This window comes from Mycobacterium sp. 23 (genome assembly GCF_048287075.1).
GTDB classification, from domain to species: domain Bacteria; phylum Actinomycetota; class Actinomycetes; order Mycobacteriales; family Mycobacteriaceae; genus Mycobacterium; species Mycobacterium gordonae_B.
On the sequence record NZ_JBLVUX010000005.1, the window covers coordinates 2,831,793 to 2,856,423 of the forward strand.

Here is a 24,631-nt window from a genome sequence, read left to right on the forward strand (position 1 = left end):
GAAATTCACGGCAATTCAGCTGTGGATAGCCGCAAGCAGCCGGCTGCCGAACCGCTTAGCGTGCCGAGGATGTCTACACCCGATCCGGAGTTGCGTCGCGTAGCCGTCCACGCCGGCAGCGCCTCCGTCGACCTGACATTGCCCGCCGCGGTGCCCGTCGCGGAGTTGATTCCGCCGATAGTCGACGTGTTCGGGGGCATGACACCGGGGACGCGCTACCACCTGGCGCGGCTCGGCTGCCCCCCGTTGCCGAGTTCGACAACTCTGCGGCAGAACGGTGTTTGTGACGGTACCGCGTTGGTGCTGAGCCGGCAGCCGCCCGTACCTCCGGCCGTGCGTCACGACGACGAGGCCCAAGCGGTGTCCGCGGCGCTGGTCCGCTCCCCGCGATCCTGGCAGGGAATGACCGCCGGCCTGGCCGCCGCCTGCTTCGCCGGCCTAGGCGCGCTGGTGCTGGTTCGCTGGGCAGGTGGCGCCGGTCATGCCGACATCGCCGCAGCGGCAGCGGGCGTCGCCGCTGTCACTGCCTTGATGTTCGCGGTCATCGTCCTGCGCGTCCGCCGCGACCCGACTGCCGCCCTCACCCTCAGCCTCATTGCCACAACGTCTGCGGCGCTGGCTGGGCTACTTGCGGTGCCCGGTGTTCCCGGTGCCCCGCATCTGCTGCTCGCCGCGATGGCGGCCGGCGCGATGGCGGTCCTGGCGGTCCGCTTAACCGGTTGTGGCTCAGTCACATTGGTAGCCACGGCATGCTGTGCGCTGGTCGCGGCCGCGGCCGCGCTGGCAGCCATCGTCACCGGAGCGCCGCCGCACGCCGTCGGGTCGGTGACCGCGCTCGCCTGCCTTGGACTGATCGAGGTCTCACCGCGGCTGTCGATCCGGTTGGCCGGCCTGGTGCCCGGCGAGCACGATAACCCCAGGCCCGAATGTGAACTGACGGCCAGGGCCTTGCGTGCCGACAGTTGGCTGACCGGTCTGCGCGGCGGCTGCGCGGCGGCTGCGGCCGGTGCCGCCGCGACCGCCGCGCTGGCCGCACACCGGGCGATCGCGCTGGCCGCCCTCACCGCAGCCGTGTTGATGCTGCACGCACGGACCGACAGGGCGCGGGCACCGATGTATGTCATCATCGGAACCGTAACGCTGACAACCACATTCGTCATTGCGGCCATCGACCTGCCGCAGCAGGCGCCGTGGATCGCCGCGCTGTCCGCTGCGGCGGCCGCCGCAGCGATCTACCTGGGTTTCGTGGCTCCTGCCGTTACGCCGGTGGCGCGCCGCGGTGTCAATGCCATGGGGTGCATTGCACTCGCCGCCGTGGCTCCGCTGGCGTGCTGGACGTGTGGCGCGTTCGGCGCCGTCCGCGGCTTGAGCCTGGTTCGTGCGTGAGCACCGTCCGGGTGGTGCGTCCCCTGATCGTCGCGGTGCTGGTGTCCCAGTGTGCGGCACCGCCGGCGCAGGCGGTCACGCCGCCTTCGGTCGACGAGAAGTGGCTGCCGGCGCCGGCATTGCCGGCACCCGTGGAACGCACCGTGCAACGGGAGACGTGCGCGGTGGCGACGATGGAACCGGGTGGGGCAGAGGCGCCGGCGCAGCTCGCGGGCGTCGACCTGCCCCAGATCTGGCAACTCACCCGAGGCTCGGGTCAGCGAGTTGCCGTCATCGACACCGGAGTCCACCGGCACCCCCTACTGAAGAACGTGATAGCCGGCGGTGATTACGTAGCCACCGGAGACGGCACCCAGGACTGCGACGCCCACGGCACCCTGGTCGCCGGCATCATCGCCGGCGCAACCGATTCCGCATACACCGGTATGGCTCCCGACGTCACGCTCATCAGCATCCGCCAGTCCAGCTCCAAGTTCGCGCCTGCCGCCAAACGCTCCGACCCCGGTGTCGGCGACGTCGCGACGCTGGCCAGGGCCGTGCGCACCGCCGCCGATTTGGGGGCCACCGTGATCAATGTTTCGTCCGTCGCCTGCGTCCCGGTGGCCCAGGCTCCCGACGACCGGGCACTGGGCGCCGCACTCGCCTATGCGGTGGACGTCAAGAACGCGGTCGTGGTGGCGGCGGCCGGCAACAGTGGGTCGCACTGCCCACCCCAGCCGGCCGGCGTCACTCGCGACACCGTGGCGGTGGTGGTCAGCCCGGCCTGGTACGACGACTACGTTCTGACCGTCGGTTCGGTTGATTCCCAGGGCATTCCGTCATCGTTCAGCCTGGCCGGTCCGTGGGTGGATGTCGCGGCCACGGGTGAGGGGGTCACCTCGCTCAGCCCGGCCGGTGACGGCCTGGTGAACCGAATCGACGGACAGTCGGCCATCTCGGGTACCAGCTACGCGGCTCCGGTCGTCAGCGGACTAGCCGCCCTGATCCGGGCCCGCTTCCCGGCGTTGACCGCCCGTCAGGTGATGCAGCGCATCGAGGCCACCGCGCACCACCCGGCCGCCGGATGGGACCCACTCGTCGGCAACGGCACCATCGACGCCCTCGCTGCGGTCAGCGCCGACATCCCGCCCAGTGCCGCACCCGGTGCCAAGCCGCTCAGCGTGCCGGCACCGGGTACCAGCACCCGCCCGGACGACCAGTCGCGCATGGTCGTCGGCGCCGCGATCTGCCTGACGCTCCTGCTGGGGGCGCTGGCGACGAGTCGACGGTCAGGGTCCCGGCGGCAGGCTGTCCCGGGCGACTGACGCGTTCTCCCGGCTCAGTTCCGGACCGCACGGCAACGCGGCCAGCACCGGCCACGGCGCCGGCGTTGGCGTCGCCGGCAGCCCGAGCAGGTGAGCCGCTTCGTCGTCGCGGATCGCGAACCGCACCCCGGTGTCGGTCACCAGATAACGCGTGTCCACCCGGGAGCTGTTTCCGACCCGGCTCTGCGTGGCCACGTAGGCGCTGTGGCCCCCGGCGAGGGAGAATGCATCCACCGCCGGTCCCGGTCCGTCGGCTTGCGCCAGCCTCACCGCCGCCGTGGCCGGTGGGCGCGGGTCCGCCAGGAATCCGATGTCGGGCAGACCGGACGCGACGGGAGTCCACACCGCACACCACGTCGAACCCCCGGGGTCCGACGGCACCTGCTCGGGGATCCCGGAGACCGGCAGTGTGTCCACATTGGGGGCCGTGCGCAGCAGGGCGGGGTCCGCGGTGGTGATCTCGGCCGAGACCTCGAACCGAAGCAGGTCCGCGACGACCTGGCTGATTCGCTGGACCCCGGCGTTGAGCACGACGTAATACTCGTCACCCGCGGCCCGTGTGATTCGTAGCACAGTGCCCACCCGAAACCCGGGCAGCCATGCCCCTGCCGGGCCGCCCGCGCCAGGTAACCGGGGAGCCGCGATGGGCGGTGCCTCCGGAACGGCGTTCAGCAAAGTTTGAGAGACGATGTGTGGAGCCCGGTCCGGCAACCTCAGCGCTCGCACGACAGCACGATCGGGAAGGTCCACCAGCGCCCGACGGCCGCGGTACAGCAGGTAGGCCGGCCCGCCGGTACGGACGGCGACCAGCAGCGCTTGTCCGGCGCCGACGCGACCGGCCGGCGAATCCGCCCCCAGTAAGACCGCCGTCCCTCCCGCACCGTCGCACACCGTCCAGCGCGACTCCTGCGCGCGCAGCGCCGGAGCGATCAAACCCGGCGCTCCCGGGATGCCCAGCAGCGGGCCGCGTTTGGTCTGCGCCAGCGCAGACTCCGCCACCGGCCGCGGATTGGCATCGGTCGCGGCGATCAACCGCGCGGACGCCAGGTTCAGCACCGGGTGCCAGGTGTCACCGACCTTCACGTACAGCGCTCCGGATGCCTGACCCATGGCGATCCGGGCATCGCCCAGACTTGGCTGGGGCCACAGCCCGCTCAGAAACAAGCAACCCGCCAAGGCGACGACCGTCAAGACAGAGCCCGCCGCCAGCGAACCCCGCCACAGCCTGCCCGGTGAGTCGGCCTGCGCGTCCAGCAACGCATTCTCCATGCGCCGGAGCTGGTACCGGTAGCCGCTCACATGCAACCAGGTCGCCGCCTGCAGAGGCACATTTCTCCCATGTCTTCACCCGATTTAACTGTGACGGTAGGCCGCTCAGCGGCTCCTTCTCACCCGCTATCCACAACCGTGGAGGTTTTGCTCCGCCGCGCCGCGGGTAAAATTTCGGCGTGTATCAGCACTTCATGCGCCTTGCCGGTCGGGCCGGTGTAGGCCTCGCAGCCCTGTCCGCCGCTGTCCTGCCGGTCAGCCCGCTCGCCTCGGCGCCGTCCGCGTGGGCCGACGACTGCCCTGACGCCGAGGTGGTGTTCGCCCGCGGAACCAATGAGGCGCCGGGCCTGGGCCGGGTGGGCGACGCGTTCGTGGACTCGCTGCGTCAACAAACCAGTGGTCTCAACATTCGCACCTACGGCGTCAACTACGCGGCCAGCAAGTTGCAGCTGCACGGCGGCGATGGAGCCAATGACGTGATCACTCACGTCAAAGCCACGGTGTCCTCCTGCCCGAACACCAAGATCGTGCTGGGCGGTTACTCGCAGGGTGCGTCCGTGATGGACATCGTGGCCGGCGTTCCGATCGGGGGCATCAGTTGGGGCAGTTCCCTGCCGCCCGAATACGTCGGCAACGTCGCGGCGGTGGTCACCTTCGGCGACATCGCCGACCGCGCCGGCGGATCACTGCCTACCAAGAGCACCCTGTTGGGGTCCAAAGCCGTCGACTACTGCAATCCGCAGGACCCGATCTGCCACGCCGGCGCCGGCAACGAGTGGAGCGGACATACCGAAGGCTACGTGCCCTTCTACACGACCCAGGGGGCCGCTTTCGCCGCGCCCAAGATCATGAACGGCACTCCGCACATGCCGGGCCAGCTGCCCCTCGTTCCTCAGATACCGGGCGTCGTGCCGCAGAACCCCGCCCTGGCACCGCAGGTGCCCGCCACTCCCATCACCCCGGTGCAGCAGCCCGTCGTCCAGGTGCAGTGACGCACCGTCGGTAACGCCTAGCATTGGGGCCATGAGATGCGCCCCCCTGGGTCGATTGACGGCCGCCGCACTCGCGGCGGCCGCTCTGTTGATGGCCCCTCCGCTGGCACCGCCGGCGCAGGCGGCTTGTCCGGATGTCGAGGTGATCTTCGCCCGGGGAACCGGCGAGCCGCCCGGCCTCGGCCGGGTGGGTAACGCTCTGGTCGGGTCGCTGCGCCAGCAGACCGGCCGCAATATCGGCGCCTACGGTGTGAACTATCCCGCCAGCAAGGACTTCCTGGCCGCCACCGACGGAGCCAACGACGCCAGCGACCATGTTCAGCAGATGGCCAACTCCTGCCCCGACACCAGGATGGTGCTCGGTGGCTATTCCCAGGGAGCCGCGGTCATCGACATCGTCACGGCCGCACCGCTGGCCGGCCTCGGTTTCACCCAGCCACTGCCGCCCGAGGCTGCCGACCATGTCTCCGCGGTCACCCTGTTCGGCAATCCTTCCGGCCGGGCCGGCGGCTTGTTAACCGCTCTGAGCCCGCAATTCGGCGGCAAAATACTCAATCTGTGCAACGAGGGCGACCCGATCTGCTCCGACGGCAACGTATGGAAGGCGCACCTCGGCTACGTCCCCGGCCTGACCAATGAGGCCGCGAACTTTGTCGCGGGCAGGATTTAACGGGGCGAACGGATGTCGCGGGTGATCAGATTCCGCGCGGCCAGCTGGTCATCCGGCGGGTAGTCCACTCCGATCAGCGTCAGTCCTTGCGGTGGCGCTGCCGCGAAATCGCTGGATCGGCTTGTTGCACTGAGCATTTCACGACACCATCGCGGGTCTCGCCGATGCTCGCCAACGGCGAGCAGCGCACCGACCAACGAGCGCACCATGGACCAGCAGAATGCGTCGGCGCTCACATGCGCGGTGACCAGATCCCCGTCGCGCGTCCAGTCCAGCCGTTGCAGCTCCCGAATCGTGGTGGCACCTGCGCGGTGCCGGCAGAAAGCCGCAAAATCGTGCAGTCCCAACAGTTCTCGCGATGCGCGGGTCATCGCGTCCAGGTCCAGCGCGCGTGGCCAGGCGGTGACGAAGCGCGCCTGCTGCGGCAGCACGCCGTAGGGCGCTGTCGACAGTCGATACGCGTAATGCCGCCGCAGCGCCGAGAATCGGGCGTCAAAACCAGTTGGCGCACGCGTGATCTCGATGACCCGGACGTCGGCCGGCAGGAACCTGCCCAGCCGCCGCACCAGCGCCAGGAATTCCGGTTCACCGGTCCGATCGGCCCGCGAATAGGCGTGCGGCAGAGCCTCGACCGGGATATCGGCGTGAGCCACCTGCGCGGTGGCGTGTACGCCGGCGTCAGTGCGTCCGGCCGCGCGTAGCCGCACCGGTGTGCGGAACACGGTCGTCAGCGCCGCATCGAGGACGCCGGCGACCGTGCGTTGCTCCGCTTGCGCCGCCCAGCCCGCGAATTCGGTTCCGTCGTAGGCGATATCAAGCCGCAGACGGACGTCCCCACTAATTCTCGGGGTTCTCCGACGTCTCGTCGGCCTCGACGGCCTCGGTCTCGACAGCCTCGGTCTCGGTGGCCTCGGTGGCCTCCTCGGCCGTCGGGCCCTCGGCCGCCTCCGGCTCGACCGCCGCCTGAGGCGCCGCCGCCGCCGCGACCGGCGCGGCCTTCTTCGAGGACTGCACCCGCCGCGCCCGGTCGGCCTCCGACGTCACCGTCTTCTCCCGAACCAGCTCGATCACGGCCATCGGAGCGTTGTCGCCCTTGCGGTTCTCGACCTTGATGATGCGGGTGTAACCGCCCTCGCGGTCGGCGAAGAACGGTCCGATCTCCGCGAACAGGGTGTGCACGACGTCCTTGTCACGGATCTTCTTGAGCACCTCACGCCGGTTGTGCAGCGTGCCCTTCTTGGCGTGGGTGATCAGCTTCTCCGCGTAGGGCCGCAACGCCCGCGCCTTGGGCTCGGTGGTCTTGATCCGGCCGTGCTCGAAAAGCGACGTGGCCAGGTTGGCCAGAATCGCCTTCTGGTGCGAGGACGACCCGCCGAGACGAGGACCCTTGGTGGGCTTGGGCATTGCGACTTCTCCTATGTGGGGCCGGCCCCCGTATCAGGTAGGGCCGGGACGGGGTTCTTTAGAGCTGTTCGGTTTCGGCGTAGTCCTGGTCGTCGTAGGCACCCTCGGTGGACCAGGTGCCGGTGGCGACGTCGTAGCCGGCGACCTCGGACGGGTCGAAGCTGGGCGGGCTGTCCTTGAGCGACAGGCCGAGCTGGTGCAGCTTGACCTTCACCTCGTCGATGGACTTCTGCCCGAAGTTGCGGATGTCCAACAGGTCCGACTCGGTGCGGGAGACCAGTTCGCCGACGGTGTGCACGCCTTCCCGCTTGAGGCAGTTGTAGGACCGCACGGTCAGGTCCAGGTCGTCGATCGGCAGCGCGAACGAGGCGATGTGGTCCGCCTCGGCCGGCGACGGTCCGATCTCGATGCCCTCGGCCTCGACGTTGAGTTCGCGTGCCAGACCGAACAATTCGACCAGCGTCTTACCGGCCGAGGCCAGCGCGTCGCGCGGGGTGATCGAGCTCTTGGTCTCGACGTCCAGGATCAGCTTGTCGAAGTCGGTGCGCTGCTCGACACGGGTCGCGTCCACCTTGTAGGTCACCTTGAGAACCGGCGAGTAGATGGAATCGACTGGGATACGGCCGATTTCGGCGCCCGAGGCCCGGTTCTGCACCGCCGGCACGTAGCCGCGGCCGCGCTCGACGACGAGCTCGACCTCGAGCTTGCCCTTGTCGTTCAGGGTCGCGATGTGCATCGACGGGTTGTGCACCGTGACACCGGCCGGCGGCACGATGTCGCCCGCGGTGACCTCACCCGGGCCCTGCTTACGCAGGTACATGGTGACCGGCTCGTCCTCCTCGGAGGACACCACCAGGCTCTTGAGGTTCAGGATGATGTCGGTGACATCCTCCTTGACGCCGGGCACGGTGGTGAACTCGTGCAGGACGCCGTCGATGCGAATGCTGGTGACGGCCGCGCCGGGGATCGACGACAGCAACGTACGCCGCAGCGAATTGCCAAGGGTGTAACCGAATCCCGGCTCCAGCGGTTCGATGACGAACTGGGACCGGCTGTCGGTGAGGATGTCCTCGGACAGGGTGGGCCGCTGAGAGATCAGCATTGTTTCTTCTTCTCCTTCTCGGCACCCGCTATTTGATGCCGTTAGGTATCCCGCGCCGGGCGGCGCGGAACATTCTTACTTCGAGTAGAACTCGACGATCAGCTGCTCGGTGAGCGGGACGTCGATCTGCGAACGCTCAGGCAGCTGGTGGATCAGGATGCGCTGCCGCTCCCCCACCACCTGCAGCCAACTCGGGATCGGGCGGTCGCCCGCGGTCTCCCGCGCAATCTGGAACGGCACCGTGTTCAGCGAGCCGTCCCGGACATCGATGATGTCGTACTGCGACACCCGGTAGCTGGGCACGTTGACGTGCACGCCGTTGACCGAGAAGTGACCGTGGCTGACGAGCTGGCGGGCCATCCGTCGGGTACGCGCCAGGCCGGCGCGGTACACGACGTTGTCCAGCCGGCTTTCCAGGATGCGCAGCAGTTCCTCACCGGTCTTGCCCGAGTGGCGAACGGCCTCTTCGTAGTAGCGGCGGAACTGCTTCTCCATCACGCCGTAGGTGAAGCGAGCCTTCTGCTTCTCCTGCAGCTGCTGGCGGTATTCGCTTTCCTTGACCCGGGCGCGGCCATGCTGGCCGGGCGGGTAGGGCCGCTTCTCGTAGGACTGGTCGCCACCGACGAGGTCGGTGCCCAGCCGGCGTGACTTGCGAGTGACGGGTCCGGTGTAACGAGCCATGGGTATGTCCTCCTAGACCTAGACGCGCCGACGCTTGGGCGGGCGGCAGCCGTTGTGCGGCTGGGGAGTGACGTCGGAGATCGCGCCCACCTCCAGGCCCGCGGCCTGCAGCGAACGGATCGCGGTCTCGCGGCCCGAACCCGGGCCCTTGACGAACACATCGACCTTCTTGACACCGTGCTCCTGCGCCTTGCGGGCGGCGTTCTCGGCGGCCAGCTGAGCCGCGAACGGCGTCGACTTCCGGGATCCCTTGAACCCGACGTGACCCGACGAGGCCCAGGCGATCACGTTGCCCTGAGGGTCGGTGATCGTCACGATCGTGTTGTTGAACGTGCTCTTGATGTGAGCGGCGCCGTGCGGGATGTTCTTCTTTTCCCTGCGGCGGGTCTTCTGGCCCTTCTTGGGACCCGAAGCGGTTCCCTTCTTCGGTGGCATCGGTTACCTGGCCTTCTTCTTGCCTGCGATGGTGCGCTTGGGGCCTTTACGGGTCCGCGCATTGGTCTTGGTCCGCTGGCCGCGCACGGGGAGCCCGCGACGGTGTCGCAGGCCCTGGTAGCAGCCGATCTCGATCTTGCGACGAATGTCGGCTTGCACCTCACGGCGCAGGTCACCCTCGACCTTCAGGTTCGCTTCGATGTAGTCGCGCAGATGGGTCAGCTGGTCATCTGTCAGGTCCTTGGTGCGCAGGTCCTTGTCGATGCCGGTGGCCGCGAGAATCTCGATCGAGCGGGTGCGGCCGATGCCGAAGATGTACGTCAGCGCGATCTCCATGCGCTTGTCGCGCGGCAGATCGACGCCTACTAGTCGAGCCATAGGTGGCGTTTCCTCTTTCTCAGCGGAGGTCTTTTCCCAGTCCGTTCCTCACCTGAGGGTGAGGGCCCGGCCTCCGTCCGGGCGTGTCTGAGCGACGTATTCGCTCAGTGGTGCTGGGAGGTCAGCATTCAGTTGTGGACGTCGGCAATCAGCCTTGCCGCTGCTTGTGACGGGGATCTTGGCAGATCACCATGACCCGTCCATGCCGACGGATCACCCTGCACTTGTCACAGATCGGCTTGACGCTCGGGTTCACCTTCACGGCAGTCTCGGTCCTGTTCTTCTGGTCGTGTCAGTTGCTACTTGTACCGGTACACAATGCGGCCCCGGGAAAGGTCGTAGGGAGACAACTCCACCACCACCCGGTCCTCGGGCAGGATGCGGATGTAGTGCTGCCGCATCTTGCCGCTGATGTGGGCGAGCACCTTGTGGCCGTTTTCCAGCTCAATGCGAAACATCGCATTGGGCAGGGGTTCGACCACGCGACCCTCGACCTCGATGGCACCGTCCTTCTTGGCCATTACTTTTCGGAGATCCTCTACTTTTCGTCCGTACCTGGTTGGGCGCAGCATTCGTCCGAACTACAAAACGTGAGCCGATAATGGAAATTCCCGGAAGAAATTTCAGACAGGGCACGCCAAGAGTCGGCACGGACGCCGCACCGTTGGTCCACGATACCCGTAGCCCCGCGTTCGACGCAAAAACGCCCGGATCACCCGCGAACCGGAATACGCCACACCGCCCGCCCGGTTGGAGCGATCATGACCGCTTCTGCTGACAGCAAGCCCGATCTCGGCCGGTTCGGATCGTTCGGACGCGGCGTCACGCCCCAACAGGCCAAAGAAATCGAGGCCCTCGGCTACGGGGCCGTGTGGGTGGGCGGTTCCCCGCCCGCTGAACTGGACTGGGTGGAACCGATCCTGGACGCGACCACGACGCTGCAGGTCGCCACGGGCATCGTCAATATCTGGACCGCACCGGCCAAGCCGGTCGCCGAATCGTTCCACCGGATCGACAGGGCCTACCCGGGGCGTTTCCTGCTCGGTATCGGCGTCGGCCACCGCGAGGTGGTCACCGAGTACCGCAAGCCGATAGACGCCCTCACCGAGTATCTCGACCAGCTGGACGACTACGGCGTGCCCGCCAACCGCCGGGTGGTGGCGGCGCTGGGCCCGCGGGTCCTCAAGCTGTCGGCGGAGCGCGGTGCCGGCGCGCACCCGTACCTGACGACGCCCGAGCACACCGCCCGGGCGCGTGAACTCATCGGGCCATCGGCGTTCCTGGCACCTGAGCACAAGGTGGTACTCACTACCGACGCGGAGCAGGCTCGCGCCGTGGGCCGAAAAGCCCTCGGCATGTACCTCAACCTGGCCAACTACCTGAACAGCTGGAAGCGACTGGGCTTCACCGATGACGATCTGGCCAAACCCGGCAGCGATCGTCTGGTGGACTCCGTGGTCGCCTACGGCACCACCGACGCGATCGCAGCACGGCTGCGCGAGCACCTCGATGCCGGCGCCGACCACGTGCCGGTGCAGGTTCTGACCCGCAGCGAGAACCTGGTCCCCGCGCTTGCCGAATTGGCCGGGGCACTCGGGCTGTAAACGGGTATAGGCACCGGCGATGACTGAATCCGTTTCACTCAAACCCGACCTGGGAAAGTTCGGCGTATGGCTGGGCACCCGGGGCATCGCGCCCGAGTTGGCCGGCGAGATCGAGGCGCTGGGGTACGGCGCCGCCTGGATCGGCATGTCACCGGATGCCGAACTGGCCTGGGTCGAGCCGGCGCTCGAGCAGACCACCACGCTGCAGCTGGCCACCGGCATCGTGAACATCTGGGCGGCGCCGGCCGCGGCCGTCGCCAAGTCCTATCACCGCATCGAAGACGCGCATCCGGGCCGGTTCCTGCTGGGCGTCGGCGTCGGTCACCCCGAGCACACCGACCAGTACCAGAAGCCGTACGACGCTCTCGTGTCCTATCTCGACGAGCTGGACAGTGGATTTCAGGGCCACCCGGTGCCGAACAGCCGCCGGGTACTCGCCGCACTCGGACCCCGGGTGCTGCGGCTGTCGGCCGAACGCAGCGCGGGTGCCCACCCATATCTGACCACACCCGAGCACACCGGCACCGCCCGTCACCTGCTGGGCAACACGGTGTTCCTGGCACCCGAACACAAGGTCGTGCTCACCACCGACGCCGACGAAGCGCGTGCCGTCGGGCGCGAGGTCATTGACTTCTACCTGGGCCTGAGCAACTACGTGAACAACTGGCTGCGGCTGGGATTCACCGACGAGGACGTGCGCAAGCCCGGCAGTGACCGGTTGATCGACGCCTTGGTCGCCTACGGCACCCCGGACGCGATCGCGCGCCGCCTCAACGAGCACCTGGACGCTGGCGCCGACCACGTCGCCATCCAGGTGCTCGGTTCCTCGGGACCGGAGAAGCTGCTACCCGCCCTCACCGAACTGGCAGGAGCGCTCGGGCTCTCCGGTTAAGGTTTGTAGCCATGCGGCTGCTAGTCACCGGGGGGGCGGGCTTTATCGGGGCGAATTTCGTGCACAGTACGGTGCGCGAACACCCCGAAGATTCCGTGACGGTCCTGGACGCGTTGACCTATGCCGGACGCCGGGAGTCACTGGCCGGCGTCGCGGACTCGATCCGGTTGGTCGAGGGCGACATCTGCGACGCCGGACTGGTGTCGGCGCTGGTGGCCGAGTGCGATGCGGTCGTCCATTTCGCGGCTGAATCTCACGTCGACAACGCGCTGGACAACCCCGAGCCGTTCCTGCACACCAACGTGGTGGGCACCTTCACCATTCTGGAAGCGGTGCGACGCAACGGGGTGCGACTGCACCACATCTCGACCGACGAGGTGTACGGCGACCTGGAACTCGACGACCCGCAGCGGTTCACCGAATCCACGCCTTATAACCCGTCAAGTCCCTACTCGGCGACCAAGGCCGGCAGCGACATGCTGGTCCGGGCCTGGGTGCGGTCCTACGGTGTGCGCGCGACGCTGTCGAACTGCTCGAACAACTACGGCCCGTTCCAGCACATCGAGAAGTTCATTCCGCGCCAGATCACCAACGTGCTCACGGGGCGGCGGTGCAAGCTCTACGGCAGCGGACACAACGTACGCGACTGGATCCACGTCGAGGACCACAACAGCGCGGTGCGGCGAATTCTGGAAAAGGGTGAGTCCGGCCGCACCTATCTGATCAGCTCGGAGGGCGAGCGGGACAACCTGACCGTGCTGCGCACGCTGCTGCAGTTGATGGGCCGCGATCCCGACGACTTCGATCACGTCACCGACCGTGTCGGCCACGATCTTCGCTATGCCATCGACCCGACCCTGCTCTACAACGAATTGGGTTGGGCGCCAAAGCACACCAACTTCGAAGAAGGGCTGCAAGCCACCATCGACTGGTATCGCGACAACGAATCATGGTGGCGGCCAATCAAAGACGCCGCAGAGGCACGTTACGAGAAGCGCGGTCAGTGACATGAAAGTTCGTGAACTCGACATCCCGGGCGCCTGGGAGATCACCCCTACCGTCCACGGCGACTCCCGCGGCGTGTTCTTCGAATGGCTCACCGACAAAGGTTTCAGCGCGTTCGCCGGACACCGGTTGGATGTCCGCCAGGCCAATTGTTCGACGTCCTCGGCCGGTGTGTTGCGTGGTTTGCATTTCGCACAGCTGCCGCCGAGCCAGGCCAAGTACGTGACTTGCGTGCGGGGTGCGGTGTTCGACGTGGTCGTCGACATCCGGGAGGGCTCACCGACGTTCGGCAAATGGGACTCGGTGCTACTCGACGACCAGGACCGCAGAAGCGTCTACATCTCCGAGGGCCTGGCTCACGGTTTCCTTGCACTGCAGGACAATTCGACCGTGATGTACCTGTGCTCGGCGGAATACAACCCGGAACGCGAGCACACCATCTGCGCCACTGACCCAGCCATCGGGGTGGACTGGCCACTGGTCGACGGCGCCGCACCGAGCCTGTCCGATCGCGACGCCGCGGCGCCCAGCTTCGCCGACGTTCGGGCTTCCGGCCTGCTTCCCACCTGGCAACAGGCTCAAGATTTTGTCGCCGACCTGCGCGCTCACTGACATACTGCTTCTCAACATCTGCTGTGTGCCGATCAGTCGAAGGAGACATTGGTGAAGCGTGAGCTGTTGGTCGCCCTGAGTGCGACGACCCTCGTGGTGGGCATGGCCGGATGTTCGAAGGATGAGAAGTCGCCGGGCACCTCTTCCAGCTCGCCGGCTTCGTCGAGTGCGGCCGCGCCGGCCAACCCGGCCACCAGCTCCGCCCCGCCCGCCGCACCTGCCGCCGCCGGAGAGACGAAGGTCATCATCGGCGGCCAGCCGCAGCCGGTCAGCGGAGCGGTCGTGTGCGAGACCAACCAGGGCAAGTTCTCCATCGCCATCGGTGACATGATGACCGGCGTGATCGTCGGCCTGGAGCAGGACGCCTCCACGGTCCGCAGCGCCGGCCTGGGCACCGTCGACGGCGTGGTCCTCAGCTTCACCGAAGGCGCTCCCGGCAACAGCGCCAAGGCGACGAAGAACGGTAACGCCTACCAGATCACCGGCACCGCAACGGGTGTCGACGATGCGGGGCAGCAGGTCAGCAAGACCTTCGAGGTCGATGCCACCTGCCCCTAGGCGGCATGGAAGTCGATGATGGTGATGCCCAGGGCGTCTTCCATCTCGCTGATATGGGTGATGGCGTAGATCGGTGGCGCGACGGATCGGTAGCGGGCGTCGGTGGGGGTGATGTATTCGGTGGTGTGCACACCGTTGTCGTCGTGCGCGGTGACGCGCCAGCCGGGTGATTCTTTGACGTAGTTGCAGCGTTCGCACAGGCCTTGGCCGTTGGTGGCGGTGGTGGGTCCGCCGTGGTGGGCGGGGGTGATGTGGTCGCGGTGGCGGATGGGGGCGTCGCAGTAGGGGGTGCGGCAGGTTTGGTCGCGCAGGTTGATGAATTCGGCCAGACCGCGGGGGAAGGTGCGGGCGCGTGATTCCATGGCAACCAGGGCGCCGGTGGTGGGGCTGGCGTAGAGGCGGCGCAGGGTGGCCAGGGAGTTCTTCTCGGCCAGCGCGGCGGTGAGCCATCGGCGGGCGACCTCGGCGGGGATGGGCCCGTAGCCCTCGAGGGTCGCGGCGTCGTCGGTGTGGCCGAGCAGGGCCCGGTCGGAGATGACCACATTGAGGGCGATGGGGGCCGGGGTGGTGGCGGGGGTGGCGGTGATGCGCTCAATCAGAGTGTCGGCCATGACCTGGCCGCGACTGCGTCCGTCGAAGGTGGTGTCGGCGGCACGGCGTAGCGCGGCGTAGACCCCGACGCCCTGGGCCACGGGCAGCAGGGCGCTGACCCAGGTCATGGTGTCCGGCGCCGGGCGGATGGTGACGGTGCGGTCGTGCACGGCCCGGGCGGCGCGATCGACGACGGCGCGCGCATCCAGGCGGTAGGCGATCTTTCGGGCGGCGGCGGTGATCCGCTTGTCGCCCAGGCCCACCAGCGTGTCCATCTCGGCGCACAGTTCGCGGTCCAGCGCGCGGCGGTCCTCGACGTCCAAGCAGGCCGATTCCCGCACGATCAGGGTGGCCCGCCATTCGCTGAGCGCGCCGTGTTCCAACGCGGCCAGGGTGTGGGGCATCTCGTGCACCAAAGCTGTGGCGAACCCCAGGTGCCGGCCCCCGCGGGCCGGGGAATCCCGCCGGGCCAGGGCGACCTCGCTGGCCACCCCGCGGCCCCGCTTGCCCGCCGGCACTGCCGCGGCCGATTCCGCGGCACGCCGGACCGCATCCAGGGCGGCCGCCGCCCGCGCCTGCCCCGCGGCCGCGGCGGATTTCACCTGCTCCAACTCGGTGATGCGCGCGACCAGTTCGGCTTCGGTGGCACCCGGGTCCACCTGCGAGAACCGCAGCATATCGAACACATGTTCGATACTACCATCAATTTGACCCGCCCGCAGACGCCTTACACGGACGGTTTGTCCGGGGGCGCCGGGGCGAACACCTCGATCTCCCCGTCCACCTCGCGAACCAGGAATTTCGGCAAAGGGCTTGGTGCAACCGGGTTTTGGTGTGTCAACACCTCGCCGGCCGGCGAAAACGACGCCGAGTGGCACGGGCAGCGCAGCCGGTCGTCTGGCGCATCGAACCACAGTCGGCAGCCTTGGTGGGTGCACACACCCGATACCGCCTCGGGCTTGCCGTCCACCCGTCGAACGAATCCGTTGACCGTGCCGAGGTCGAAGGGCCGCATCATCCGGTCGGGCACCTCGGAGCTGGCCGCGACCGGCACCCAGCGCCCGGCGTTGGGCGTGAGTTCCCCACCTCCCGGCGGCGTTGCCGGACCGCGGTCGCCGATGACGAGCCGGTCGACGGAGACTGCGGCCACCGCGGCGGCAGCGGCGGCCGACGTTCCGACCACCACCTGCCTGCGCGTGGCCCCAGCCTTAAACGGTTGAGGCGCAACCGATTCGGATTGCTGCTCGGCGAGGCGCCGGTGCAGCTCCGCAAGAAATTCCGGCCTCGGTGCGTCTCCCCCGGGTTGCGCGGCCCGCAGCTCTATCGCGGTGCGGATCTGTGCGGCCTCGAAGTCGTCGGGCTGGAACGGCCGCGGACGGCGGCCGCCGAGCAAGTCGTCGAGGTATCGGCGCAGAGCACGGACGTTCATTACTCGCTCCCCTCGTTCATCTGTGCGGCGAGCCGCAGCGCGCGATGTTGGAGCACCTTGGCATTGGCGACGCTCACCCCGAGCAGGGCCGCGGACTCCTTGATTGAATTACCTCCCAGAAATCTCAGCTGCAGAATCCGACGATAATTCTCCGGCAGTTGGTCCAGTACGCGGGCGACGCGCTGCGGTGCGTTGTTGACCGCTTCCTTACTTTGAGGTGGCTGCTCGATGTCGTCGATCGAGGTGATTTCGCGGCCCAGGGTCTCGCGCCAGTGCGCGGCCAGCACGGTTCGCGCGGTGGCCCGCAGATAGGCCCGCACCTCGGCCACACTGGCGGTCAACCGCAGCGGCCGCAAGGCTGCCAGAAAGACTTCCGTTGTCAGGTCTTCCGCGTCCGCCCGATTGCCCACCCTTGCGAAAAGCGTGCGATACACCCAAGTGGCGTTGTCCTGATAGACGGCCTCCCAGCTGGGATAACCGTCATCCGGCACCGCACGCAAAGGCCGTGGTTGATCGCTGACCGTTTCCTGACTCCTGCGTCGCGCCGATCCCTTCACGAATAGTGAATACGGGATCGGGTTACACCGGCAAGTGACGGGGCCAAGCCACCCTCCTTGCAGCCCCGGGCCACAGTTACTAGGATATCCAAGTAAACCTCTTGCCTACTTCCTCGGGACAACCATGACCTCGCAGATTCCGCACTTCATCGACGGGCAGCGCACCGCCGGCTCCTCCACCCGCACCGCCGACGTTCTCAATCCGAGCACCGGAGAAGTCCAGTCCACCGTCCCGATGGCCAATCAGGCCGACATCGACGCCGCGGTGGCCTCTGCCGTCGAGGCCCAACAAGGCTGGGCGGCATGGAATCCACAGCGCCGCGCCCGGGTCCTGATGAAGTTCGTCGAATTGGTCAACAAGAACATCGACGAGCTGGCCGAGTTACTCTCCCTCGAACACGGCAAGACGCTGCCGGACGCCAGAGGCGACATTCAGCGCGGCATCGAGGTCATCGAGTTCTGCATCGGCATCCCGCACCTCCTCAAGGGTGACTACACCGAGGGCGCCGGTCCCGGCATCGACGTCTACTCGCTGCGCCAGCCGCTGGGCGTGGTCGCCGGCATCACCCCGTTCAACTTCCCGGCGATGATTCCGCTGTGGAAGGCCGGCCCGGCTCTGGCGTGTGGAAATGCGTTCGTGCTCAAGCCAAGTGAACGCGACCCCTCGGTTCCGGTCCGACTGGCCGAACTGTTTCTGGAAGCGGGCCTGCCACCCGGGGTGTTCCAGGTGGTGCACGGCGACAAGGAAGCCGTCGACGCGATCCTGCAGCACCCGGACATCCAGGCGGTGGGTTTCGTCGGCAGTTCCGACATCGCGCAGTACATCTACAGCCACTCAGCGGCCACCGGAAAGCGTTCGCAATGCTTCGGTGGCGCCAAGAATCACATGATCGTGATGCCCGACGCCGATCTCGACCAGGCCGTCGACGCGCTGATCGGCGCCGGCTACGGCAGCGCCGGTGAGCGCTGCATGGCAATCAGCGTCGCCGTTCCGGTCGGGGAACAGACCGCAGAACGGCTGCGCGCCAGGCTGATTGAGCGGATCAACGGCCTGCGCGTCGGACACAGCCTGGACCCCAAGGCCGACTACGGCCCGTTGGTCACCGAGGCCGCGCTGACCCGGGTGCGCGACTACATCGGCCAGGGCGTGGAGGCCGGCGCCGAACTGGTCATCGACGGACGCGAACGGGCCAGTGACGACCTCACGTTCGGGGACGCCAACCTCGAGGGCGGCTACTTCATCGGGCCCACCTTGTTCGACCACGTCACCCCGGAGATGTCGATCTACACCGACGAGATCTTCGGGCCGGTGCTGTGCATCGTGCGTGCCCACGACTACGAAGAGGCGCTCCGGTTGCCGTCCGAGCATGAGTACGGCAACGGCGTGGCGGTCTTCACCCGCGACGGCGACACTGCGCGCGACTTCGTCTCGCGGGTGCAGGTGGGCATGGTCGGCGTCAACGTCCCGATTCCGGTTCCGGTGGCCTACCACACCTTCGGTGGCTGGAAGCGGTCCGGATTCGGCGACCTCAACCAGCACGGTCCGGCGTCGATCCAGTTCTACACCAAGGTCAAGACCGTCACCTCCCGCTGGCCGTCCGGCATCAAGGACGGTGCCGAATTCGTCATCCCCACAATGGATTAACGGGCCGAAAATGTTTACCCTCAACGATGAAGAACGGGTGATCACCGAGACGGCGGCAGCCTTCGCCGACAAGCGGATGGCCCCCTACGCCCTGGAATGGGATGCCACCAAGCACTTCCCCACCGACGTGCTGCGCGAGGCCGCCGAACTCGGGATGGCGGCGATCTACTGCCGCGACGACGTCGGCGGCAGCGGACTGCGCCGCCTGGACGGCGTGCGCATCTTCGAACAGCTGGCCATCGCCGACCCGGTCACCGCGGCGTTCCTGTCCATCCACAACATGTGCGCCTGGATGATCGACAGCTTCGGCACCGACGAACAGCGAAAGGCGTGGGTGCCGCGGCTGGCGACGATGGACGTGATCGCCAGCTACTGCCTGACCGAGCCCGGCGCGGGCTCCGACGCGAGCGCGTTGAGCACGCGTGCGGTCAAGCAGGGTTCGGATTATGTGCTGGACGGCGTGAAGCAGTTCATCTCCGGCGCCGGGGCGTCCGACGTCTACGTGGTGATGGCCAGAACGGGCAATGAGGGACCACGCGGCATCTCCGCATTTGTCGTCGAAAAAGACACTGCGGGACTGAGTTTCGGTGCGCTTGAGGAGAAGATGGGTTGGCATGCCCAACCCACCGCGCAGGTGATTCTGGACGGCGTGCGGGTTCCGGCCGACGCCATGCTCGGCGGCGTTGACGGTGAGGGCACCGGTTTCGGGATCGCGATGAACGGCCTCAACGGCGGACGGCTCAACATCGCCGCCTGCTCGTTGGGCGGAGCCCAGTCCGCGTTCGACAAGGCGGGCACCTACGTCCGCGACCGGCACGCCTTCGGCTCCGCCCTGCTCGACGAGCCCACCATCCGGTTCACCCTGGCCGACATGGCCACCGGACTGGAGACGTCGCGAATGATGTTGTGGCGGGCTGCATCCGCGCTGGATGACAACGCCGCCGACAAGGTGGAGTTGTGCGCGATGGCCAAGCGGTACGTCACCGACACCTGCTTCGAGGTGGCCGACAAGGCGCTGCAGTTGCACGGCGGCTACGGCTACCTGCGCGAGTATGGTTTGGAAAAGATCGTCCGCGACCTGCGGGTGCATCGGATCCTGGAAGGGACCAACGAAATCATGCGGGTGGTCGTCGGCCGCGCCGAGGCCGCGCGCATTCGGGCCAGCGCCTAGAAGGGCACCATGACAACACGTCTCGCGATCGCGTTCCTGGGACTCGGCAACATGGGCGCGCCCATGGCAGCCAATCTCCTTGGCGCAGGCCATCTGGTGCGCGGCTACGATCCGATACCCGCAGCCGCGAGCGCCGCAGCCGACAAGGGTGTGACGTTGTTCGGGACCGCCGCCGAAGCCGTGGCCGACGCGGACGCCGTGATCACCATGCTGCCCAGCGGCGAGGTGGTCAAACGCTGTTACGCCGAGGTGCTGCCCGCCGCGCGCCCCGGTGCGTTGTTCATCGACAGCTCCACCATCTCGGTCAGCGATGCCCGCGACGCGCACGAGCTGGCGGGCTCGCAGGGCATGCAGCAGCTCGACGCACCCGTCTCCGGCGGGGTCAAGGGGGCGACGGCCGGGACGCTGGCATTCATGGTCGGCGGCGAGGCCGACGCCCTGGAGCGCGCCCGACCGGTGCTGGAACCGATGGCGGGCAAGGTGATTCACTGCGGCGGTGCCGGCGCCGGCCAGGCCGCCAAAGTCTGCAACAATATGGTGCTGGCGGTTCAGCAGATCGCGATCGGTGAGGCGTTCGTGCTGGCCGAGAAGCTCGGCCTGTCGGCGCAGTCACTGTTCGACGTGATCACCGGGGCAACCGGTAACTGCTGGGCCGTGCACACCAATTGTCCTGTGCCGGGCCCTGTTCCGACATCACCCGCCAACAATGATTTCAAGCCGGGTTTCGCGACCGCGCTGATGAACAAGGATCTGGGTTTGGCCATGGACGCGGTAACCTCTACCGGTTCGGCCGCCCCCCTTGGCAGCCACGCAGCGGAGATCTACGCCAGATTCGCGGCAGACCACGCCGATAAGGACTTCAGCGCGGTCATCGAGATGCTGCGGGGCAGCTGAGTCGCCAAAGACCTCGAGACCGAAAGGGCAGCCGGTCATTCGGCGGCGCGCACTCCGATCAGCGCCTCCACCCGCCGACTACGTCAACCCGTCGAGGCCCAACAGCAGCCCTCCGGCTCCGGCGACACCACTGGGACCGGTTGTGCCGCCAACCCCGCCACTGCCGCCGTTACCGCCATTACCGATCAGCACGGCATTTCCACCAGCCCCACCCTTGCCGCCGGCCACCGCACCCAGAGTAAGTCCACCGGCGCCACCAGACCCGCCGTCGCCGAACAATCCCGCCTTGCCGCCGGCGCCGCCGACTCCGCCGACGCTGCTCAAACCGCCGGCCCCGCCGGCCCCACCGTTGCCGGAGAGAAGGCCGGCATCGCCGCCGGCGCCACCTACACCTCCGACGCCGCCTGCGCCTGTAACGCCGCCACCGGCCCCGCCGCTACCCCCCGACCCGAGTAGCGTTCCGGCGCCTCCCGCCCCGCCGGTTCCGCCGACGCCAGCTGCCCCGGTGGCGACCCCGCCGACCCCGCCGACCCCGCCGGTGCCGAACAGCCCGCCGACCCCTCCCGTCCCACCGGTTCCGCCTTTGCCGGTCCCGAGCCCACCGACCCCGCCGGCCCCGCCGGTGCCGAACAGGCCGCCGGCACCACCGGCGCCGCCCGTACCGCCCAGCGCCCCTCCGAACCCGCCGGCTCCTCCGGCCCCGCCCCGTCCGAACAACAACCCGCCGGCCCCACCAGCCCCACCCGGTTGGGCGCTGCTGTTGCCGGCGGTGCCACCGGCCCCACCGTTGCCGAACAAACCCGCGGCTCCGCCGGCACCGCCCGCGACGCCGACCGCGCCGGATCCGCCCGCGCCACCGTTGCCCATCAACCACCCGCCGGCCCCACCGGCCGCACCCGTCCCCGGCGCGCCGTCAGCGCCGTTGCCGATCAGTGGGCGTCCGGTCGCGGCCAAGAAGGGCGCGTTGATCGCATTGAGCAACGGACTGGTGATCGACGCGGCGCTCGCCGCCTCAGCGGACGCGTACGACTCCGCGCCCGCGGCCAAGAGCTGCACAAACTTGTCATGGAATGTCGCCGCCTGCGCACTGAACCCCTGAAAAGCTCGCCCGTGCGCCTCGAATACCGCGGCGATCGCTGCGGACACCTCGTCAGCACCCGAGGCCAACACGGTGGTGGTACGCGCCGCCGCGGCCGCATTCGCCGCGCTGAGGGTCGAGTTCACGCCGGCCAGCTCCGTGGCCGCTACGCCGAGGAACTCGGGCAGCACATTTACAAATGACATCAGACACCTTCCCGAATAGGCTCATGATTCATTCGCGACGGCAACCCAGCGAGCACCAGATTTCAACGCCGTCGAGTCAGCAGCGGATTCTATCGGCAACTACGGGTCTGAAACCGCGTTTTGCCGATAGTTGACGTGCGTTCTTGCCCGCCGCACCGTCTGAGTCAGAAGTCCCCCGCATTGCGCCGCAACGTCTCTATGCACGACACCAACGCCTCCGACTGGGCAGCATCGATCCCGATATCGGCGAACACCTGCTCGTTGAGGGTCACGGTGGCGTCCTCGACCGTGGAGCGCCCCAGTTCGGTGATCTGCACCAGGGTGGTCCGCCCGTCGGTGGGATGGGGTGCCCGCCTTACCAGCCCGTCGGATTCCAACCGCCGGATAGCATGCGTGACGCTGGTGACGTGTACCTGCAGTCGGTCCGACGCCTTGGTGATCGGCAGGCCACCCGTGCGGCTGAACGCCAGCAATCGCAGCAACTCGTACCGGGAAAAACTCAGATCGTAAGGCCGCAGCGCGGTCTCGACGCGGGCCAGGAGTATCTGGTGCGCGCGCATCACCGACGTCACCGCGACCATGCCCTGCGAGACATCGCCCCATCCGGCGCGTTCCCAGTTGGTTCTCGCCACGGCGATGGGATCGCGCTTCGCAGAGTCAGCCACGTCCCTTTCTTACCGCACCGGGCCAGCTACATCGAACGCTCGAGCAGAACCTGACCACTGTCGGCGGCCACCACCTGCACGGCGGCGATCTGCTCCATCGGCGTCGAGATACTGCCGGCCGGGGTTGCGCTGTGCCCAGGTTCGGCCACCCAGGTCGCCAGCCGAGTGTGGCTGCCGTCGCGGCCCACCACCACCATGGCCAGGGTGTCGTGCGGGGCGTCCGGCGGCGCCAGGCAGAAGCACTTCAGGTTGATGAAGGTGCCCCAATGCTCGCTGGACACCGCGATCGTCGACGTCAGCAGCTTGGTGCCAACCTGCTCCATCGGCTGTGCCGAGGTGATTGGTTGCGAGTTCGTCGCGAAGTAGCCGTTGACCCCGACCAGCACGCCGATGCCCAGCACCACTGCCGCCGCGGCCGAAGCCAGCCAGGTCAGCCGGGTGCGGCGCCGCCGCCAGCGCACCGTTTCCAGCAGTGACGGCAACATCTCCGGTGTCGAAGGCGCCGGTCCCGCTCTGTTGATCGCGACCACGTCGTCGCGGCTCAGCTGCGACAGCAGCGCCGGAATGCCGCTGAGTTCGGCGACGGCCTCGCGGCAAGACGCACAATCCGCCAGATGCGTTTCGAATTCTCGCCGCTCGGCACCCGACAGCGACCCCAGCACGTAAGCGGCATCCCACGTCGCGTAGCGGTGCGTGTCGCCGGGCTGGTCGTGTCGCACAGACCCCGTCATCGTGTGACTCCCAGTTCCTGCAGAGTGAGCCGCAACGCGCGCACCGCGTAGTGCAGGCGCGACTTCACGGTTCCCTCTGCGATATTCAGATCGTTGGCAATTTGCGCGGTGGTCCAGCCACGGTAGTACGACCGCTCGATCACCGCCCGGTGTTCGACGGACAGCTGGGCCATCGCCTCGGCGATCAGCAGCCGATCCAGCGCCGCGTTGACCTCGTCGGGCGTGGACTGTTCCGGCGCGCCCTCCTCGTCGGTCGAGCCGACGACGTTGCGGTACCGGGCGCTGCGCCGATCGTCGATGATCATGTTGCGGGCGACGGTGAACAGCCAGGCCCGCGCCGAACGTTCGGTGTCGCCGATGACCTCCGGATGCTGCCACGCCCGCAACAACGTCTCCTGGACGACGTCCTCGGACTGGCTGGCGTCGCCGGTCAACCGCAACGCATACCGCCACAGAACGGCGGCATGCTCGTCATAGAGCGCTTTCATCAGAGCGGCTTCAGCAGCCCCGGTGTTGGCCACACGAGCCACCTGATCACCTCCCGTTACTCATACGAGTCATCGGGGAGTTTGGTTCAAACCGTGAGGATGCGCGGACCGTCTTCAGTGACGGCCACGGTGTGTTCCCAGTGGGCGGCGCGCGAGCCGTCAACCGTGGTCACGGTCCACTGATCGTCGAGGACGACGGTCTTCCCGGTTCCCAGCGTCAGCATCGGCTCGATGGCCAGCACCGACCCCACCGCGAGGGTGGGACCCCGCCCCGGCGAGCCTTCGTTGGGCAGGAAGGGATCCATATGCATCTGCCGGCCGATGCCGTGGCCGCCGTAACCCTCGACGATCCCGAAGGCGCGGTCGTAGCGGGCCGCGGCGGCGTGCGTACCGGTCTCGATGGCATGCGCGACGTCGGTGAGCCGGTTCCCGACGACCATCGCCGCGATTCCGGCTTCCAGAGAGTCTCTGGTCGCTTGCGACAGCGCCGCGTCGGCGGGGATCAGGTTGCCCACACCGAACGTGACGGCCGCATCGCCGTGCCAGCCGTCCAGCACCGCGCCACAGTCGATGGACACCAGATCGCCGGGCACCAGAACCTCGGCGGCGGAAGGGATTCCGTGTACGACGCGGTCGTTCACCGACGAGCAGATGGACGCCGGATAGCCGTGGTAGCCCAGGAAGGACGGGATGGCGCCCGCCTCGCGAATCACCGACTCGGCGATCTCGTCGAGACTCAGGGTGGACACACCGGCCACCGCCGCAGATTGAACCGCTTTCAGGGCGGCGGCGACGACCGCGCCGGCCGCCGCCATCGCATCGAGCTCACCGGCAGTGCGCTGGGGTACCACTTTGCGGCCCCGCAGCCGTGCCAGGGCGCCCAT

Annotated in this window: 28 protein-coding genes and 1 pseudogene; 12 read left to right on the forward strand and 17 right to left on the reverse strand. The window is 67.7% G+C overall.

Annotated elements, in window-relative coordinates:
• Nucleotides 1–69: 69 nt before the first annotated feature.
• Together eccD and mycP are read left to right on the forward strand one after the other, a co-directional pair.
• Nucleotides 70–1,386: a type VII secretion integral membrane protein EccD gene (eccD, locus tag ACNQS7_RS14265; RefSeq protein WP_418013044.1), complete on the forward strand. Its 1,317-nt coding sequence runs from the start codon at nt 70–72 to the stop codon at nt 1,384–1,386.
• A complete protein-coding gene (gene mycP, locus ACNQS7_RS14270) occupies nt 1,383–2,690 on the forward strand; it encodes a type VII secretion-associated serine protease mycosin (RefSeq protein ID WP_418013045.1) in 1,308 nt (435 codons plus the stop codon). Before eccD ends, mycP begins: the two co-directional genes overlap by 4 nt.
• Here mycP and eccB read toward each other — a convergent pair.
• Nucleotides 2,655–4,019, reverse strand: a complete 1,365-nt coding sequence (gene eccB / locus ACNQS7_RS14275; protein ID WP_418013046.1) for a type VII secretion protein EccB — start codon at nt 4,017–4,019, stop codon at nt 2,655–2,657. The two genes, mycP and eccB, sit on opposite strands and share 36 nt — an antisense overlap.
• A gap of 134 nt (nt 4,020–4,153) precedes the next feature.
• Here eccB and ACNQS7_RS14280 point away from each other — a divergent pair, with 134 nt between their 5' ends.
• Together ACNQS7_RS14280 and ACNQS7_RS14285 are read left to right on the forward strand one after the other, a co-directional pair.
• The gene (locus tag ACNQS7_RS14280; RefSeq protein ID WP_418015993.1) at nt 4,154–4,951 is read left to right on the forward strand and encodes a cutinase family protein; all 798 of its coding nucleotides are present in this window, start codon (nt 4,154–4,156) and stop codon (nt 4,949–4,951) included.
• 31 nt (nt 4,952–4,982) lie between these two features.
• Nucleotides 4,983–5,621, forward strand: a complete 639-nt coding sequence (locus tag ACNQS7_RS14285) for a cutinase family protein (protein ID WP_418013047.1) — start codon at nt 4,983–4,985, stop codon at nt 5,619–5,621.
• Here the strand turns inward: ACNQS7_RS14285 and truA are convergent.
• From truA to infA, 8 genes are all read right to left on the reverse strand, one after another.
• A complete protein-coding gene (gene truA / locus ACNQS7_RS14290) occupies nt 5,618–6,514 on the reverse strand; it encodes a tRNA pseudouridine(38-40) synthase TruA (protein ID WP_418015994.1) in 897 nt (298 codons plus the stop codon). The two genes, ACNQS7_RS14285 and truA, sit on opposite strands and share 4 nt — an antisense overlap.
• Nucleotides 6,459–7,025, reverse strand: a complete 567-nt coding sequence (rplQ, locus tag ACNQS7_RS14295) for a 50S ribosomal protein L17 (protein ID WP_418013048.1) — start codon at nt 7,023–7,025, stop codon at nt 6,459–6,461. Before rplQ ends, truA begins: the two co-directional genes overlap by 56 nt.
• Before the next feature lie 58 nt (nt 7,026–7,083).
• Nucleotides 7,084–8,127 carry a DNA-directed RNA polymerase subunit alpha gene (locus ACNQS7_RS14300; protein ID WP_055579866.1) on the reverse strand — a complete coding sequence of 348 codons (1,044 nt, stop codon included), beginning with the start codon at nt 8,125–8,127 and terminating at the stop codon, nt 7,084–7,086.
• A 75-nt stretch (nt 8,128–8,202) separates the two neighbouring features.
• Nucleotides 8,203–8,808 (reverse strand): 30S ribosomal protein S4, encoded by a 606-nt coding sequence (gene rpsD / locus ACNQS7_RS14305; protein ID WP_418013049.1) that lies wholly within the window; start codon nt 8,806–8,808, stop codon nt 8,203–8,205.
• Nucleotides 8,809–8,826: 18 nt separating this feature from the next.
• A complete protein-coding gene (gene rpsK / locus ACNQS7_RS14310; protein ID WP_055579868.1) occupies nt 8,827–9,243 on the reverse strand; it encodes a 30S ribosomal protein S11 in 417 nt (138 codons plus the stop codon).
• 3 nt (nt 9,244–9,246) lie between these two features.
• Nucleotides 9,247–9,621, reverse strand: a complete 375-nt coding sequence (rpsM, locus tag ACNQS7_RS14315; protein ID WP_055579869.1) for a 30S ribosomal protein S13 — start codon at nt 9,619–9,621, stop codon at nt 9,247–9,249.
• Between the two features lie 148 nt (nt 9,622–9,769).
• A complete protein-coding gene (gene rpmJ / locus ACNQS7_RS14320) occupies nt 9,770–9,883 on the reverse strand; it encodes a 50S ribosomal protein L36 (RefSeq protein ID WP_003886927.1) in 114 nt (37 codons plus the stop codon).
• Between the two features lie 37 nt (nt 9,884–9,920).
• Complete coding sequence (gene infA, locus ACNQS7_RS14325; RefSeq protein ID WP_003418601.1) at nt 9,921–10,142, reverse strand: translation initiation factor IF-1; 222 nt, start codon at nt 10,140–10,142, stop codon at nt 9,921–9,923.
• Between the two features lie 240 nt (nt 10,143–10,382).
• Here infA and ACNQS7_RS14330 point away from each other — a divergent pair, with 240 nt between their 5' ends.
• From ACNQS7_RS14330 to ACNQS7_RS14350, 5 genes are read left to right on the forward strand one after another with little or no spacing between them, the layout of a single operon-like run.
• Complete coding sequence (locus ACNQS7_RS14330) at nt 10,383–11,225, forward strand: LLM class F420-dependent oxidoreductase (protein ID WP_418013050.1); 843 nt, start codon at nt 10,383–10,385, stop codon at nt 11,223–11,225.
• A gap of 19 nt (nt 11,226–11,244) precedes the next feature.
• Entirely contained in the window at nt 11,245–12,117 is an 873-nt protein-coding gene (locus ACNQS7_RS14335; RefSeq protein WP_418013051.1) for an LLM class F420-dependent oxidoreductase, read from the forward strand.
• A gap of 11 nt (nt 12,118–12,128) precedes the next feature.
• Complete coding sequence (rfbB, locus tag ACNQS7_RS14340; RefSeq protein ID WP_055579872.1) at nt 12,129–13,124, forward strand: dTDP-glucose 4,6-dehydratase; 996 nt, start codon at nt 12,129–12,131, stop codon at nt 13,122–13,124.
• A gap of 1 nt (nt 13,125) precedes the next feature.
• Nucleotides 13,126–13,734 (forward strand): dTDP-4-dehydrorhamnose 3,5-epimerase, encoded by a 609-nt coding sequence (gene rfbC / locus ACNQS7_RS14345; protein WP_418013052.1) that lies wholly within the window; start codon nt 13,126–13,128, stop codon nt 13,732–13,734.
• 51 nt (nt 13,735–13,785) lie between these two features.
• A complete protein-coding gene (locus tag ACNQS7_RS14350; protein WP_418013053.1) occupies nt 13,786–14,292 on the forward strand; it encodes a lipoprotein LpqH in 507 nt (168 codons plus the stop codon).
• Here ACNQS7_RS14350 and ACNQS7_RS14355 read toward each other — a convergent pair.
• The 3 genes from ACNQS7_RS14355 to ACNQS7_RS14365 are packed head-to-tail and all read right to left on the reverse strand — an operon-like array spanning nt 14,289 to nt 16,869.
• Entirely contained in the window at nt 14,289–15,560 is a 1,272-nt protein-coding gene (locus ACNQS7_RS14355) for a DUF222 domain-containing protein (protein WP_418015995.1), read from the reverse strand. The genes ACNQS7_RS14350 and ACNQS7_RS14355 overlap by 4 nt on opposite strands.
• A 50-nt stretch (nt 15,561–15,610) precedes the next feature.
• A complete protein-coding gene (locus ACNQS7_RS14360; RefSeq protein WP_418013054.1) occupies nt 15,611–16,312 on the reverse strand; it encodes a Rieske (2Fe-2S) protein in 702 nt (233 codons plus the stop codon).
• The gene (locus ACNQS7_RS14365) at nt 16,312–16,869 is read right to left on the reverse strand and encodes an RNA polymerase sigma factor (RefSeq protein WP_418013055.1); all 558 of its coding nucleotides are present in this window, start codon (nt 16,867–16,869) and stop codon (nt 16,312–16,314) included. Before ACNQS7_RS14365 ends, ACNQS7_RS14360 begins: the two co-directional genes overlap by 1 nt.
• Before the next feature lie 124 nt (nt 16,870–16,993).
• On the opposite strand from ACNQS7_RS14365, the gene ACNQS7_RS14370 reads away from it, so the two are divergent.
• From ACNQS7_RS14370 to mmsB, 3 genes are read left to right on the forward strand one after another with little or no spacing between them, the layout of a single operon-like run.
• Nucleotides 16,994–18,514 (forward strand): CoA-acylating methylmalonate-semialdehyde dehydrogenase, encoded by a 1,521-nt coding sequence (locus tag ACNQS7_RS14370; RefSeq protein WP_418013056.1) that lies wholly within the window; start codon nt 16,994–16,996, stop codon nt 18,512–18,514.
• 10 nt (nt 18,515–18,524) lie between these two features.
• The gene (locus ACNQS7_RS14375; protein ID WP_418013057.1) at nt 18,525–19,685 is read left to right on the forward strand and encodes an isobutyryl-CoA dehydrogenase; all 1,161 of its coding nucleotides are present in this window, start codon (nt 18,525–18,527) and stop codon (nt 19,683–19,685) included.
• 9 nt (nt 19,686–19,694) lie between these two features.
• Nucleotides 19,695–20,579 carry a 3-hydroxyisobutyrate dehydrogenase gene (gene mmsB, locus ACNQS7_RS14380; RefSeq protein ID WP_418013058.1) on the forward strand — a complete coding sequence of 295 codons (885 nt, stop codon included), beginning with the start codon at nt 19,695–19,697 and terminating at the stop codon, nt 20,577–20,579.
• Nucleotides 20,580–21,299: 720 nt separating this feature from the next.
• Here mmsB and ACNQS7_RS14385 read toward each other — a convergent pair.
• From ACNQS7_RS14385 to map, 5 genes and pseudogenes are all read right to left on the reverse strand, one after another.
• Nucleotides 21,300–21,863 (reverse strand): annotated as a pseudogene (locus ACNQS7_RS14385) (PE family protein); the annotation flags it as partial.
• Between the two features lie 164 nt (nt 21,864–22,027).
• Nucleotides 22,028–22,528, reverse strand: a complete 501-nt coding sequence (locus ACNQS7_RS14390) for a MarR family transcriptional regulator (protein WP_418013059.1) — start codon at nt 22,526–22,528, stop codon at nt 22,028–22,030.
• A gap of 26 nt (nt 22,529–22,554) precedes the next feature.
• Nucleotides 22,555–23,259, reverse strand: coding sequence for an anti-sigma factor family protein (locus ACNQS7_RS14395; RefSeq protein ID WP_418013060.1), 705 nt, complete (start codon nt 23,257–23,259; stop codon nt 22,555–22,557).
• Nucleotides 23,256–23,789 (reverse strand): sigma-70 family RNA polymerase sigma factor, encoded by a 534-nt coding sequence (locus ACNQS7_RS14400; RefSeq protein ID WP_418013061.1) that lies wholly within the window; start codon nt 23,787–23,789, stop codon nt 23,256–23,258. Before ACNQS7_RS14400 ends, ACNQS7_RS14395 begins: the two co-directional genes overlap by 4 nt.
• Before the next feature lie 44 nt (nt 23,790–23,833).
• Entirely contained in the window at nt 23,834–24,631 is a 798-nt protein-coding gene (map, locus tag ACNQS7_RS14405; RefSeq protein ID WP_418013062.1) for a type I methionyl aminopeptidase, read from the reverse strand.

Bases quoted from the DNA above. Each gene is read 5' to 3' on its own strand.
- infA (WP_003418601.1), bottom strand. From the start codon at position 10,142: ATGGCCAAGAAGGACGGTGCCATCGAGGTCGAGGGTCGCGTGGTCGAA.
- ACNQS7_RS14300 (WP_055579866.1), bottom strand. From the start codon at position 8,127: ATGCTGATCTCTCAGCGGCCCACCCTGTCCGAGGACATCCTCACCGAC.
- rfbB (WP_055579872.1), top strand. From the start codon at position 12,129: ATGCGGCTGCTAGTCACCGGGGGGGCGGGCTTTATCGGGGCGAATTTC.
- ACNQS7_RS14280 (WP_418015993.1), top strand. From the start codon at position 4,154: ATGCGCCTTGCCGGTCGGGCCGGTGTAGGCCTCGCAGCCCTGTCCGCC.
- ACNQS7_RS14285 (WP_418013047.1), top strand. From the start codon at position 4,983: ATGAGATGCGCCCCCCTGGGTCGATTGACGGCCGCCGCACTCGCGGCG.
- ACNQS7_RS14375 (WP_418013057.1), top strand. From the start codon at position 18,525: ATGTTTACCCTCAACGATGAAGAACGGGTGATCACCGAGACGGCGGCA.
- rpsD (WP_418013049.1), bottom strand. From the start codon at position 8,808: ATGGCTCGTTACACCGGACCCGTCACTCGCAAGTCACGCCGGCTGGGC.
- rpsM (WP_055579869.1), bottom strand. From the start codon at position 9,621: ATGGCTCGACTAGTAGGCGTCGATCTGCCGCGCGACAAGCGCATGGAG.
- rpsK (WP_055579868.1), bottom strand. From the start codon at position 9,243: ATGCCACCGAAGAAGGGAACCGCTTCGGGTCCCAAGAAGGGCCAGAAG.
- ACNQS7_RS14355 (WP_418015995.1), bottom strand. From the start codon at position 15,560: ATGCTGCGGTTCTCGCAGGTGGACCCGGGTGCCACCGAAGCCGAACTG.
- ACNQS7_RS14360 (WP_418013054.1), bottom strand. From the start codon at position 16,312: ATGAACGTCCGTGCTCTGCGCCGATACCTCGACGACTTGCTCGGCGGC.
- mmsB (WP_418013058.1), top strand. From the start codon at position 19,695: ATGACAACACGTCTCGCGATCGCGTTCCTGGGACTCGGCAACATGGGC.
- ACNQS7_RS14395 (WP_418013060.1), bottom strand. From the start codon at position 23,259: ATGACGGGGTCTGTGCGACACGACCAGCCCGGCGACACGCACCGCTAC.
- ACNQS7_RS14370 (WP_418013056.1), top strand. From the start codon at position 16,994: ATGACCTCGCAGATTCCGCACTTCATCGACGGGCAGCGCACCGCCGGC.
- rfbC (WP_418013052.1), top strand. From the start codon at position 13,126: ATGAAAGTTCGTGAACTCGACATCCCGGGCGCCTGGGAGATCACCCCT.
- map (WP_418013062.1), bottom strand. From the start codon at position 24,631: ATGGGCGCCCTGGCACGGCTGCGGGGCCGCAAAGTGGTACCCCAGCGC.
- rplQ (WP_418013048.1), bottom strand. From the start codon at position 7,025: ATGCCCAAGCCCACCAAGGGTCCTCGTCTCGGCGGGTCGTCCTCGCAC.
- ACNQS7_RS14330 (WP_418013050.1), top strand. From the start codon at position 10,383: ATGACCGCTTCTGCTGACAGCAAGCCCGATCTCGGCCGGTTCGGATCG.
- eccD (WP_418013044.1), top strand. From the start codon at position 70: ATGTCTACACCCGATCCGGAGTTGCGTCGCGTAGCCGTCCACGCCGGC.
- ACNQS7_RS14335 (WP_418013051.1), top strand. From the start codon at position 11,245: ATGACTGAATCCGTTTCACTCAAACCCGACCTGGGAAAGTTCGGCGTA.